This is a genomic window from Janthinobacterium sp. HH102 (genome assembly GCF_001758625.2).
GTDB lineage: Bacteria > Pseudomonadota > Gammaproteobacteria > Burkholderiales > Burkholderiaceae_D > Janthinobacterium.
In genome coordinates, this window is the sequence record NZ_CP062062.1 from 2,214,598 (window position 1) to 2,227,465 (window position 12,868).

Consider the following 12,868-nt stretch of genomic DNA (forward strand, 5'->3'; position numbering starts at 1 on the left):
GTCCCTATTTTTACTTAACTAGGAGTTTTCCATGCGTATTCGTCCCGCCACACTGCTGTCCACCTTGATACTGGGCAGCGCCGTCTTCAGCGCTTCCGCTTCCGCCGTCGGCCTGGGTTTCCTGGCCGATACGCCGATGGCTTACCTGAACAAGAACGACAAGCCCGTCTTCGTGAAAGCCGTCACCGACGTGCTCAACGACAAGAAGGATGGCGAAACCGTGCAATGGAGCAATGAAGGCTTGCGCAATTCCGTGCGCATCGCCGCCGACATCACGGCCAGCGATACGGAAAAGACGGATGCGCAAACCTGCCGCAAGGTGCAGGTGGGCTTGAACGCCAAGGGCCAGGAACAGACCCTCAAGCTGAAAGTCTGCAAGGCTGGCACAGCCGCGTGGAAAGTGGCGAAGAGCTGATCGTCCGTGTTTTCCTTGCCGGTCCTGCGCCGGCAAGGTGACGACTTTCTCATAGGTGAGTCTGGCAGCGGTTAGAATCACGTTTTACCCTTACTTTTCTCTCCTGCATGCAGCAAAGTCGCCTCCTGTTCTTCCGCCTGGCCGGCCAGTTTCGCCGCTATGGCGCCATCGTTGCCGCCACTTTGCTGGCCGTGGGCGTGGCGTCCGCCACCGATGTGTTGTTAATCCGCCAGTTGCAAAACGTCGTCGACGCCATGCGCACGACGGCCAGCACGCAGGTCGCGCCCGCGTCCGGCGTGATGGGCATGCTGCAGGGCTGGGTCGACCGTTTCTTGCCGGCACAGGCGGGACAGGTGGATCTGTGGGTGATTCCCGCCACCATCCTGGGCCTGGCCGTGCTGCGCATGGTGTCGAGCTTTGCCGGCGATTACGGTTCCGTCTGGCTATCGAGCCGGGTGCAGGCCGATTTGCGCGAAAAGATGTTCGCCACCATCATGCGCCTGCCCAGCCGCTTCTTCGATACCACCACCACCAGCCTGACGCAGTCGCGCGTGGCCTTCGACGCCAGCCAGGTGTCGCAGGCGGGCTTGAACGTGCTCAACGTGATGGTGCGCGATTCCGTCGCCACCGTCGGCTACCTGATTTTATTGTTCAGCATCGACGTGAAACTGGCCCTGTTCTGCATGGCCTCGATGCCCATCGTCGCCATCGTCGTGACCTTGGCGGGACGGCGCATGCGCCACCTGAGCAAGAGTTCGCAGCAAGCCGTGGGCGAGCTGACATCCGTGCTCGATGAAAGCATCGGCGGCCAGCGCGTGGTGAAAATCTTCGGCGGGCAGGACTATGAACAGGCGCGCTTCGGCAACGTCGTCAAGCGCAACCGCCAGCTGGCCGTCAAGCACGCGGCCACCTCGGCCATGAATTCCGGCTTCATCATGATGCTCGTCGGCATTACCCTGTCGTCCGTGATTTATTTCGCCATGCTGCGAGCGCAAAGCGGCGCCATCACGCCGGGCGCTTTTGTTGCCTTCATGGGCGCGCTGATGGCCATGCAGTCGCCGATCAAGAACCTGACCAAGATCAATGAGCCGCTGCAGCGGGGCCTGGCTGCGGCCGAGTCCGTCTTCGGTTTGATCGACACGCCGCTGGAACCGGACCCGGGCACCATCGCCCCGGCCACCGTGCAAGGCAATCTGTCTCTGCAGAACGTGCACTTCCGCTACAACAGCGACGATCCCGATGCGCCCACGGCCTTGAGCGATATCACGCTCGACATCCGCGCCGGCGAAACGGTGGCCCTGGTGGGCGGCTCGGGCGGCGGCAAGACGACCTTGCTGGGCTTGCTGCCGCGCTTCTATGACGTCAGCGGCGGCCGGATACTGCTCGACGGCGTCGACGTGCGCGACTACGCCTTGCTGGCCCTGCGGCGCCAGTTCGCTCTCGTCAGCCAGGACGTGATCCTTTTCAACGACACGATGGCGGCGAATATCGCGTATGGCGACCCGGCGCCGGACATGGCCCGCATCGAAGCGTCGGCGCGCGCCGCGTATGCGCACGACTTCATCATGCAGCTGCCGCAAGGCTACGCGACCCAGGCGGGCCAGAACGGTTCGCGCCTGTCGGGCGGGCAACGCCAGCGCCTGGCCATCGCCCGCGCCCTGTACAAGGATGCGCCGATCCTGCTGCTCGATGAAGCGACCAGCGCGCTGGACACGGAGTCGGAGCGCTCCGTGCAGGCGGCGCTGGAAGTGCTGATGCGCAACCGCACCACCATCGTCATCGCCCACCGCTTATCCACCATCGAAAGCGCCGACCGCATCGTCGTCATGCAGGGCGGCCGCCTGGTCGAGTCGGGCAGCCATGCCGCCTTGCTGCAGCAGGGCGGCGCGTATGCACGGCTGCATGCGAGCCAGTTGTCGCCTGTCAAGGATGGCATGGGCTGATGTGTGGCACGCTTGCCGCGCCAGCGCATGTCCCCGGACCGGGGCCGGACCAGCAGGTCTGGTCCCGGTTTTTTATTGTTGGGGCGGCAATCGTGCCCATGGCGAACGGCGCTTGCCTTTATGATAGTGGCCGCAAAGCAACATGAACAATGGAGCAACATGAAGAATCAACAGACGATGCGCTGGCTGCTGGCCGCCGCGCTGGGCATGGGCGCAGCCCTGCCATTGGCGGCTCAGGAACAGCCCGAAGGGCAAATGCCAACGCCAACCTTGCAGGAGGAAGACCACACCATGTATCTGGATGAAAATTTCATGCCCAGCAACCAGCGCCGCGCCGTGTATGCGCTGCGCACGCCGCCCGTGCGCGACGAGGCGTTGGGCGCCTGGCATGTGCGGCTCGAATTTCCCGACACGCCGGGCGTGCTGGCCTTTGAAACCTATGCCACGGATCTGGACCTGAGTCAGATCAGGTTCGTAAAGTTTCGCAAGTATTACTACGAGAATGGCCAGCTGTTACGGGAAACCTATTTCAATGCCCAGGGCGAGGAGCTGCTGGGCGGCTGCGTGTACTTCGAGAATGGCCAGATCCAGCAGAAGGTCACGCCGCTGCCGAACGGGCGCGACAGCATCTCGGAAACGTATCACAAGAACGGCCAATTGATGAGCCGCACGCTGTACCACGGCGACGAGATGGCCGATGGCGAGCACGTGTCGTATGGCGCGAATGGCGCCGTCAGCAACCGCTCGTATCGCCGCAATGGCCAGATGGATGGCGTGGAGGAATCGTTTTATCCGGATGGCAAGCTGTTCCGAAGGGGACGGCACGTCGATGGCCAGCGCGAGGGCGAGTTTGTCATGCTTGCCGAGGACGGCAAGGTGCTGGCCCGGACCGTCTGGGTGCACGGCCAGCCCGACGGCTGGTCGTTTGAAAGCCATGGCAATGGCGTCGTGTCGAACAAGACGCTGTACCATAAAGGTGCCGTGCTCAGCTTGCAAACGTGGGCCCCGAATGGCCGGCCCGTGTTTGCGTGGCAAAAAGACGCGCAGGGGCGCGACCATGGCGACACGACCGACTGGCATGCCAACGGCGTGCGCGCCAGCGTGACGCCGTTTGTCGAAGGCCAGCGCCACGGCTTGCTGCAGACCTGGTACAGCGACGGCAGCCTGCGGCAGATCGTGCCGTACGAACACGGCAAGAAGCACGGCATCGAGCGCCAGTGGGACAAGACGGGCAAGCTGGTGCTGGAGCAGGCGTGGCACGATGGCCAGCCGGTGGCCGCGCAGTAGGGGGGCGGCATGCGGTATGCACAGAAAATGCGCCTGGCGCTGCTGGCAGCGCTCATGACGGTGCTGCCGCTGGCGGCGCAGGCGCAGGCGCCGGCTCGCGGCACGTCGTTCTATGACAACGGCCAGCTCAAGCAAAAGGTGACCCGGCTGCCGAACGGACGCGACCGTATTGTCGAGTCTTACCATGAGAATGGCCAGCTGATGAACCGCATCCGCTACCACGGCCAGCAAATGGCCGATGGCGAGTATGTGTCGTATGGCCCGAATGGCAAGGTGAGCAGCCGCGCCTTCCTGAAGGGCGGCAGGATGCATGGGCTGCAGCAAGTGTTTTACGCCGACGGCAAGCTGTTCCAGCGCAGCCATTTCATCCATGACGAGCAGGATGGCGAGGCCGTCACCTTGGCGCCCGACGGCAAGGTACTCGCCAGCACGACGTGGCGCCATGGTGAGCCCGACGGCTGGTCGTTCGATAGCCATGACAATGGTCAGCTGGCGCAGAGAGCGCTGTACCGCAAGGGCAAGCTGCTGAGCATGCAGAAGTGGGGCAGCAATGGCCAGCCGACTATTGCCTGGCAGCAGGATGCCCAAGGGCGCGAGCAGGGCGACGTGACGCAATGGCATGACAACGGCGTGCGCGCCAGTGTCACGCCCATGCGCGACGGCCAGCGCCATGGCTTGCTGCAGACCTGGTACGCGGACGGCAGCCCGCAGCAGGTCGTGCCGTATGAACATGACAAGAAACAGGGCATCGAGCGCCAGTGGGACCAGGCTGGCAAGCTGGTGCTGGAGCAGGCTTGGCAAGCTGGAGAGCCAGTCCCCATGCGCTAGGAATCCCCCCGCCTTTGCAGGTATCATGCAGGGATTCCGGCCCGCCAGCAGGCGCGCAGCCGGTACGATAACGGAGGCAATGGTGGTGGAAGCGGACATTTCGGCGGTGGCCCGGGCGCAGGGCATGGCCTTGCAAAACATGCGCGTCGTCATGCGCGCGGCGCAGCGGCACTCGGCGCAGATCGAGAAGCAATGCGGCGTGTCTGGCGCGCAACTGTGGGTGATGCAGGAATTGCTGGAGCGGCCGGGCCTGCGCATGGGCGAGCTGGCCGGCAAGATGTCGATACACCAGACGACGGCCAGCAACCTGGTCGAGGCGCTGGTGAAAAAAACCTATGTGCGCAAGGCGCGCGACCAGCCCGACCAGCGCGTCGTTACGCTCACCCTGACGGCGGAAGGGCAAGCCGTGATCGCCGGCGCGCCGCAGCCGGCGCGCGGCTTGCTGCCCAGTGCGCTGGCCCAGCTGGACCCCGACAGCCTGGCGCACCTGAACCAGGGCTTGAACGCCTTGCTGGCCGTCGTCGCCCCCGATGACAGGCAGGCGGGCATGCAGCCGTTTCCGTTTACGATGTAGTGTCCCGGCTGGCCTGCGGCAGCCGTTGCAGCTGCAGCTGCGCCAGCGCCCCGTACAGCGGTTCGCTGAGCACGCGCGAGACGGTGCTGGCCACCACGGCGCAGGCCATCAGGCTCAGCACCATGCCGTGGCCGTCGACCATTTCCATGACGATGATGAACGCCGTCAGCGGCGCCTGCGTGGCGGCGGCCAGGAATCCCACCATGCCCAGCGCGATCAGCGCGGGCGCATGCGGGTAGTGCAGCAATTGCGCAATGTCATGCCCGATCCCGGCGCCGATGGCCAAGGATGGTGCAAAGATGCCGGCCGGCACGCCCGACCACACGGTCAGCCACGTCGCCACATATTTGAAGGCAACAAAGGCGGGCGCCACGTCGGACGCGCCTTCGAGCATGGCGCGCGTGGCCACGGTGCCGCTGCCGAACGTGGCGCCGTGGCTGGCGATGCCGATGGCCGCCACCAGCAAACCGCAGACGGCGGCAAACAGCACTGGCCGGCTGGTTCTCCACGCCGATAATTTTCCCAGCGGATTGCCCCGGGCGGACGCCAGCAGTAGCCGCGCAAACAGGCCGCCGGCCACGCCCGCCACGAGGGTGACGAGTAAACCTGGCAGGGCCAGCGCCAGGCCGATGGGGCCGGGGTGGATGATGCCGAAATGGGTGGCGTTGCCGTGGATCGAGACGGCCATCATGCCGGCCAGCACGATGCCGGCGACGATGAGGCCGCTGTTGCGCTGCTCGGGCGAGCGTGACAATTCCTCGATGGCAAACATGACGCCCGCCAGCGGCGTGTTGAAGGCGGCCGCGATGCCGGCCGCGCCGCCCGCCACCAGCAGCGAATGGGCGCTCACCTGCGAATGGCGCGGCAGCCAGCGGCGCGCGGCCAGCATCACGCCGGCGGCGATCTGCACGGACGGCCCTTCGCGCCCCAGCGACAAGCCGCCCAGCAAGCCGCCCGCCGTCAGGACTATCTTCGCGGCACTGAGTTTCAGGGACACGAACAGCGAGCGCTGCTCCGGTGCCACGGCCGGATCCAGCGTGGCCATCACTTGCGGGATGCCGGAGCCGGCCGCGCCCATGGCGTAGCGGCGCGTCAGCCAGACGAGCAGGGCGGCGCAGGCCGGTGTCCACAGCAGGGCGAACCACCAGGCCTTGCCGTTAAAAAAGAGAAAACAATCGAGCGCTGTTTCCGCCAGCCACGTAAAGCCCACGACGACGAGGCCCGCGACGGCGGCCATGCCGACGACGACGGCACGCGACCACCACAGGCGCGGGTTGGCAAATTCATGCTTGAAGGCAGAGGGGATGTCGTGCAAGTGCTTCATTGCGGCAAGTCCTGGAAGGGGCGCGCAGGGCGTCGGGGAGGCTTGCCATTATATAGATGTATTTGCTCAAATGTATTTACGGGGTTTTAATTGTGGAACTTCAGTTGTGGAACTACTACACGAACAGTTCGCGCCGCGCGCTCTGGCTGATGGCGACGGTGGCCGGGTGGCTCAGGCGGCGTTCCGTGGTGATCGCATACACCTGCTCGACGAGGCTGTCGACCCGGCCCAGCGCCACCACGCCATGCTGTTCGCATACCTGGGGCGCGATCACGGTGGGGGCGAAGAACAGGCCGGCGCCGGACTGGCCGAAGGCTTGCATCATGGCGCTGTCGTCGAACTCGCCCACGATGCGCGGGTGCAGGTGGTTGTCGCCCAGCCATTGCAGCAGGCGGCCATAGATGGCGAAATCCTCGCCCGGCAGCAGCAGCGGCGCGCGGTTCAGGCATAGCGGAAAGCCGCCTTCCAGCGTGGCGGCCAGCGCCGGCGTGCCGAACAGGGTCATGCCGCTTTCGCCCAGCAGGTGGTTGTAGCCGCGCACGCTCAAGTGGGACGGCATGGGGCGGTCGGCGATGATCAGGTCCAGCCGGTGCACGGCCAGATCCGCCAGCAGGCTGGCCAGCCGGCCTTCGCGGCAGATCATGCGCAGCGGTTCGGCCAGGCCCAGCGCCGGTTCGACCAGGCGGCAGGCGATCAGTTTCGATACGGAATCGGCGCAGCCCACGCGAAACGTGGTCGTCGCCGTGCGCGACTGGTCGCGCACGATTTCCAGCAATTCGTCGCCCGTGCTGAAAATCTCTTCCGCATGGCTGAGGATGCGCCGGCCCGTCTCCGTCAATTCCAGCTTGCGCCCGCTGCGGCGGAACAGTTCCACGCCCAGGGTGTCGGCAAAGTCGCTGAGCTGGCCGGAAATCGATTGCGGCGTCAGGTGCAGCTGCTCGGCCGCGCGCGCGATGCTGCCCGTCTTGGCCACCATCCAGAAATAGCGCAAGTGCTTGAAGTTGAGTGTGGACATGTTTGTTCCCGGCAAAATTAATGCATCGAATTTTTCGATGTATTCGTAAATTATATTCGATTTGTTCGATGTTTATATTCAGCCTATGATGACTGCTCAATTCATGCAAGGAGAGTGCCATGGGCATCAGGATAGACACAGACAGTTGCGGAGGCCGCCGATGAACGGCCTGGAGAGTATTGCAACGGCACCCATGTGGGCCGGCTTCATCGTATTCGTCCTGCTGATGCTGGCGCTGGACCTGTTCGTCTTCGGCGGCAACAAGGCGCACAAGGTCAGTGTCAAGGAAGCGGCGACGTGGTCGCTCGTGTGGGTCAGCCTGGCCCTGCTGTTCAACGGCGGCCTGTGGTGGTATCTGAACGGCACGGCCGGTCCCGAGATCGCCAACCAGAAGGCGCTGGAGTTTTTCTCCGGCTACCTGATCGAGAAAGCCCTGTCGGTCGATAACGTCTTCGTCTTCCTGCTGATCTTCAGCGCCTTCCAGGTGCCGATCCAGTACCAGCGCCGCGTGCTGATCTACGGCGTGCTGGGCGCGATCGTGATGCGCGCCGTGATGATCATGGCCGGCGCCTGGGTGGTGAGCGAGTTCAGCTGGGTGCTGTACCTGTTCGGCGCCTTCCTGTTGATTACCGGTATGCGCATGCTGGTGGCGGCCGATGCGGAACCGGACGTGGCGAACAATCCTGTGCTGCGCTTTGCCCGCCGCCACTTGCGGGTAGCGGACGGCGACCACGGCGAACGTTTCTTCGTGGCCAAGGGCGGTTTGCGCTATGTCACGCCGCTGTTCCTCGTGCTGATCCTGATCGAGGTGACGGACCTGGTGTTCGCGGTCGACTCGATCCCGGCGATCTTCGCCATCACGACGGACCCGTTCATCGTCTTCACGTCGAACCTGTTCGCCATCATGGGCTTGCGCGCCTTGTACTTCCTGCTGGTGGACGTGGCTGACCGCTTCCACATGCTCAAGTATGGCCTGGCGATGGTACTCGTGTTTATCGGCGCCAAGATGCTGATCATGCCGTGGTACCACGTGCCGGTGGAAGCGTCGCTGCTGGTGGTGGCGGTGCTGATCGTGTCGAGCTGCGTGGCGAGCGTATTCATCACCCGCAGCGACAAAAAGTAACACAGCAGTACGGCGCGCCCCGCAAGGCGGTGGCGCGTCTTTTGATCAATCACAATGAAAGAATGAAATCATGCGTACCTATGAAGCGAACAGTCCCCAGGCAGCGGGACGTATCCTGGCCCTGATGATGGTGGTCGACGGCAACCTAGCCAGCGCCGAGCTGCAAGCCATGCACCGCAGCAAGATCCTCGAACATATCGACCTGGCGCCGGCCGCTTTTCAACAGCTGTTGCAAGACTTGTGCGACGACATGCTGACGTCGACCGTGCATGGCGCTGTGCAGCTGGCCCATGGCGTGATCGACAGCCTGCTCGATGAAATCACGGACCCGGACTTGCGCCGCAAGCTGCTGCAAGCCATGTGGAAGATTGCCGACGCGGACGACTGGCTGGCCGATGGCGAAGCCGTACTGCTGGCCCGCGCCAGCGCGGCGTGGTCTGCGGAAACGAATTTCCGCCAGCACGCGGCGTAATTACGTCGCCTTGTGCCCCATGGCAATCACGGCGGCGCCGGCCAGGGCCAGGCCCACGCCCGTCACATCCGTCCAGGCGGGCGTGACGCCGTCCACCAGCCACAGCCATCCCAGCGCCGTGGCGATGTAGACGGCTCCATACGTGGCGTAGACCCTGCCGCTGGCGGCCGGATGCAGGGTCAGCAGCCACACGAAGACCAGCAGGCTGAGGGCGGCCGGCAACAGCAGCCAGGCGCTGCCCTTGTTGCTCAACCACAGCATGGGCAGGTAGCAGCCCAGCAGTTCGGCCACGGCCGTGACGGTAAACAGCCCGAAAGTGCGGGCAAGACTGGTCCATTCGATGGCGTCGTTCATTGCATTCCTGTTCGTGATCAAGCCGCCATTGTAGTCTCCGGGCAGCGCCGTCCCTGCTATGATCGGGTTCGGATACCCGAGGAGAACACCATGACGACGCCCCCCGCGCCGCGCGCCTTGCTGCAAGCCATGTTCCACGCCGCCGTCGAGGCGGCGCAGCCATCGCACTGCATACCGCCCCATCTGCCGCCCGCGCCCAGGGGACGCTTGATCGTCATCGGCGCCGGCAAGGCGTCGGCCGCCATGGCGCAAGCTGTGGAGCGGCACTGGCCGGGGCCGCTGTCGGGCCTCGTCGTCACGCGCTACGGCTATGCCGTGCCCTGTGAACGCATCGAGATCGTGGAAGCGTCGCATCCTGTGCCGGATGCGGCCGGCATGGCGGCCGCGCGGCGCATGCTGGACCTGGTGGGCAATCTGCAGGCGGACGACACGGTGCTGTGCCTGATCTCGGGCGGCGGCTCGTCGCTGCTGGCCTTGCCCCTGGACGGCATCACCCTGGAAGACAAGCAAGCCTTGAACCGCGCGCTGCTGGCGTCGGGCGCCACCATCGGCGAAATGAATTGCGTGCGCCGCCATTTGTCCGCCATCAAGGGCGGCCGGCTGGCGGCCGCCTGCCATCCGGCGCAAGTCATCACTCTGGCCATCTCCGACGTGCCTGGCGATAAGCTCGGCGATATCGCGTCCGGCCCCACGGTGGGCGACGCGACGACGTGCGAGGACGCGCTGGCCATCGTGCGCCGCTATGGCATGGACTTGCCGGACAGCATAAGAAAAACGCTGGAAAGCGGGCGCGGCGAATCCGTGAAACCCGGTGACCCACGGCTGACGCGCACGCGCACGACCCTGGTCGCCACGCCGCAGATGGCGCTCGAGGCGGCGGCCGCCGTGGCGCGCGCGGCCGGCGTCACGCCGTATATATTGGGCGACAGCCTGGAAGGCGAGGCGCGCGACGTGGGCAAAGTCATGGCCGGCATCGCGCTGCAAACGGCGATGCGGGGCCAGCCGTTTCCCGCCCCGTGCGTGCTGCTGTCGGGGGGCGAAACGACGGTCACCGTGCGCGGCAAGGGCCGCGGCGGACGCAACGTGGAATTTTTGCTGGCGCTGGGCATCGCGCTGGACGGACACGAGGGCATCCACGCGCTGGCGGGCGACACGGATGGCGTCGACGGCCAGGAAGACATCGCCGGCGCTTATCTCGCGCCCGACACCCTGCAGCGTGCCTGGGCGCAGGGCATCAAGCCCCGCGATAGCCTCGACAACAACGATGGACACGGCTTCTTCCAGGCGCTGGGAGATAGTGTGATCACGGGCCCGACATTGACGAATGTCAATGATTTCCGGGCCATTCTGATTACCTGAGTTTAGAACCCTTCAAGGACGATCTTGCCTTTGGCCGTATTGCTTTCCAGCAGGGCATGCGCGCGCTTCAAATTTGCCGCGTTGATCGTGCCGAAGCGCTCGGCCACGGTGGTCTTGATAATACCGGCGTCCACCAGCTGCGCCAGTTCCTCGAGCAAGGCGTGCTGCTGGACCATGTCCGGCGTCTGGAACAGCGAACGGGTAAACATCAGTTCCCAGTGCAAGGACACGCTCTTGCCCTTGAACTTGCGCACGTCGATGTGCTCGGGGTCGTCGATCAGGGCGAATTTGCCCTGCGGCGCGATCAGTTCGACGATCTGCTCGAAATGCTTGTCGGTCTGGTTCAGGCTGATCACGTAATCGACGGGCGGTAAACCGAGGCGCGTGATTTCGGCGGCCAGCGGCAGGCTGTGGTCGATCACGTGGTGGGCGCCCAGTTGCTTGACCCAGTCGGCCGTTTCCGCGCGCGAGGCCGTGCCGATGATGGTGACGCCCGTCAACTGCCGCGCCAGTTGCACCAGCACGGAGCCGACGCCGCCCGCTGCGCCGATCACGAGCAGCGACTTGCCGGTCAGGCTCTTGTCGCGGCTGAGCTGCAGGCGGTCGAACAGCAATTCCCACGCCGTAATCGCCGTGAGCGGCAGGGCGGCGGCCGGGGCGAAATCGAGGCTGGCCGGCATGTGGCCGACGATGCGCTCGTCGACGAGCTGGAATTCGCTGTTGCTGCCGGCGCGGTTGATGGCGCCCGCGTACCAGACCTTGTCGCCCACCTGGAACAGGGTGACGTCGGGGCCGACGGCCGTGACGACGCCGGCCGCATCCCAGCCCAGCACTTCCGGCTGGCCGTCTTTCGGCGCGCGGTTCTGGCGCACCTTGGTGTCGACGGGATTGACGGAAATGGCCTTGACGGCGACGAGCAGGTCGCGTCCGGTGGCGGCGGGCACGGGCAGCTCGATGTCGAGCAGGGCGTCGGCATCCGTGATGGGCAGGCTGTGGTGGTAGGCGATGGCTTTCATATTCTTCCTTTGGTAAAACAGTGATGGAGTCGGGTAGGTCGGATTAGCGCGGCTGTACCGCGCGTAATCCGACACCACCATCGGCCACGCCAACAATGTTGTCGGATTACGGTCCTTTGGACCTCATCCGACCTACGCCATACAGGCTTGATGACGTATCATGGCCATTTTCTCGCCAGCGAAAAAGAGGGCGCGTACCGAAACACTTTCAAAGGAATGCTGAAAATTGTTGCGACTCGATGACTTGCAGGTGTTTGTCCGCACGGCTGATCGGGGCAGTTTGTCGGCGGCCGCGCGCGAGATCGGCATCTCGCCCGCGCTGGCCAGCGCCGCCGTCAAGCGCCTGGAAGGGGAATTGGGCTTGCGCCTGCTGGCCCGCACGACCCGTTCGCTGAGCCTGACGCCGGAAGGCACGCAATACCTGGAGCATGCGCGTGAAGCCCTGCGCCTGCTGCGCGCGGGCCACGACGCACTGCTGACCGGCAAGGACAGTTTCGGCGGAACCTTGAAAATTGCCATGCCTTCCGACCTGGGCCGCAACCTGATGCTGGGCTGGCTGGACGCATTCCAGGCGCGCCATCCGAAACTGCACTACCAGCTCAGCGTCAGCGACCGGGTGGCCGACATGGTGCGTCAGCAAGTCGACATTGCCCTGCGCTATGGCCAGCAGGATGATTCGAGCATGGTCGCCATGCCCATCGCGCCCGCCAACGACAGAGTGCTGGTGGCCTCGCCCGGCTACCTGCGCGAGCATGGCCCCTTGCTGGCGCTGCAAGACTTGTCGCAGCGCAATTGCCTGCGCTTCGCACTGGAAGACGGCTTGCACGACCGCTGGACTTTTTACCGCCTGCCCCAGCGCGAGCAGGTGACGATTGCCGTCAGCGGCAACCGCAGCGCCGACGACGCCGACCTCGTGCGCCGCTGGGCCGTGGCGGGCCTGGGCATCGCCTACAAATCGCGGCTCGACGTGGCTGGCGACCTGGCCACCGGCCGCCTGCAAGCGCTGTTGCCCGACGTGGCGGGCGAGGCCACGCCCCTGCACCTGGTCTGCATGCACCGGGCGCAGGTGACGCCGCTGGTGCTGCAGCTGCGCGATTTCCTGCGCGACAAGTGTGCGGAGTTATTGAAACAGCATGATTAATTGCGGATGATTCCTGC

13 protein-coding genes are annotated in these 12,868 nt (G+C 64.7%); 9 read left to right on the plus strand and 4 right to left on the minus strand.

The annotated features are described in order from the left end of the window. The first annotated feature begins 31 nt into the window (after nt 1–31). The 5 genes from JAB4_RS10090 (at nt 32) to JAB4_RS10110 (ending at nt 5,047) form a co-directional block, all read left to right on the plus strand. A complete protein-coding gene (locus JAB4_RS10090; RefSeq protein ID WP_070224881.1) occupies nt 32–415 on the plus strand; it encodes a hypothetical protein in 384 nt (127 codons plus the stop codon). 107 nt (nt 416–522) lie between these two features. Continuing rightward, nucleotides 523–2,358, plus strand: coding sequence for a lipid A export permease/ATP-binding protein MsbA (gene msbA, locus JAB4_RS10095; protein WP_070224882.1), 1,836 nt, complete (start codon nt 523–525; stop codon nt 2,356–2,358). 159 nt (nt 2,359–2,517) lie between these two features. Next, a complete protein-coding gene (locus tag JAB4_RS10100; RefSeq protein WP_070224883.1) occupies nt 2,518–3,645 on the plus strand; it encodes a toxin-antitoxin system YwqK family antitoxin in 1,128 nt (375 codons plus the stop codon). A gap of 9 nt (nt 3,646–3,654) precedes the next feature. Next, nucleotides 3,655–4,473, plus strand: a complete 819-nt coding sequence (locus JAB4_RS10105; RefSeq protein WP_139143789.1) for a toxin-antitoxin system YwqK family antitoxin — start codon at nt 3,655–3,657, stop codon at nt 4,471–4,473. 79 nt (nt 4,474–4,552) lie between these two features. Next, nucleotides 4,553–5,047, plus strand: a complete 495-nt coding sequence (locus JAB4_RS10110; protein ID WP_070224885.1) for a MarR family winged helix-turn-helix transcriptional regulator — start codon at nt 4,553–4,555, stop codon at nt 5,045–5,047. Here the strand turns inward: JAB4_RS10110 and JAB4_RS10115 are convergent. Continuing rightward, on the minus strand, nt 5,037–6,371 hold the full coding sequence (locus tag JAB4_RS10115; RefSeq protein WP_070224886.1) for a chloride channel protein: 1,335 nt from the start codon (nt 6,369–6,371) through the stop codon (nt 5,037–5,039). The two genes, JAB4_RS10110 and JAB4_RS10115, sit on opposite strands and share 11 nt — an antisense overlap. 115 nt (nt 6,372–6,486) lie before the next feature. After that, entirely contained in the window at nt 6,487–7,386 is a 900-nt protein-coding gene (nhaR, locus tag JAB4_RS10120) for a transcriptional activator NhaR (protein ID WP_070224887.1), read from the minus strand. 160 nt (nt 7,387–7,546) lie between these two features. Here nhaR and JAB4_RS10125 point away from each other — a divergent pair, with 160 nt between their 5' ends. Both JAB4_RS10125 and JAB4_RS10130 read left to right on the plus strand, forming a co-directional pair. Then, nucleotides 7,547–8,509: a TerC family protein gene (locus JAB4_RS10125; protein ID WP_070224888.1), complete on the plus strand. Its 963-nt coding sequence runs from the start codon at nt 7,547–7,549 to the stop codon at nt 8,507–8,509. A 70-nt stretch (nt 8,510–8,579) separates the two neighbouring features. Next, nucleotides 8,580–8,981, plus strand: coding sequence for a TerB family tellurite resistance protein (locus JAB4_RS10130; RefSeq protein WP_070224889.1), 402 nt, complete (start codon nt 8,580–8,582; stop codon nt 8,979–8,981). Here the strand turns inward: JAB4_RS10130 and JAB4_RS10135 are convergent, their stop codons facing one another. Further along, nucleotides 8,982–9,335, minus strand: a complete 354-nt coding sequence (locus JAB4_RS10135) for a YnfA family protein (RefSeq protein ID WP_070224890.1) — start codon at nt 9,333–9,335, stop codon at nt 8,982–8,984. Between the two features lie 90 nt (nt 9,336–9,425). On the opposite strand from JAB4_RS10135, the gene JAB4_RS10140 reads away from it, so the two are divergent. After that, nucleotides 9,426–10,694 (plus strand): glycerate kinase, encoded by a 1,269-nt coding sequence (locus tag JAB4_RS10140; RefSeq protein ID WP_070224891.1) that lies wholly within the window; start codon nt 9,426–9,428, stop codon nt 10,692–10,694. A gap of 2 nt (nt 10,695–10,696) precedes the next feature. On the opposite strand, the gene JAB4_RS10145 is transcribed toward JAB4_RS10140, so the two are convergent. Beyond that, nucleotides 10,697–11,710, minus strand: coding sequence for a zinc-binding alcohol dehydrogenase family protein (locus JAB4_RS10145; RefSeq protein WP_070224892.1), 1,014 nt, complete (start codon nt 11,708–11,710; stop codon nt 10,697–10,699). Between the two features lie 226 nt (nt 11,711–11,936). Here JAB4_RS10145 and JAB4_RS10150 point away from each other — a divergent pair, with 226 nt between their 5' ends. Next, nucleotides 11,937–12,851 carry a LysR family transcriptional regulator gene (locus JAB4_RS10150; protein ID WP_070224893.1) on the plus strand — a complete coding sequence of 305 codons (915 nt, stop codon included), beginning with the start codon at nt 11,937–11,939 and terminating at the stop codon, nt 12,849–12,851. Nucleotides 12,852–12,868 lie beyond the last annotated feature (17 nt).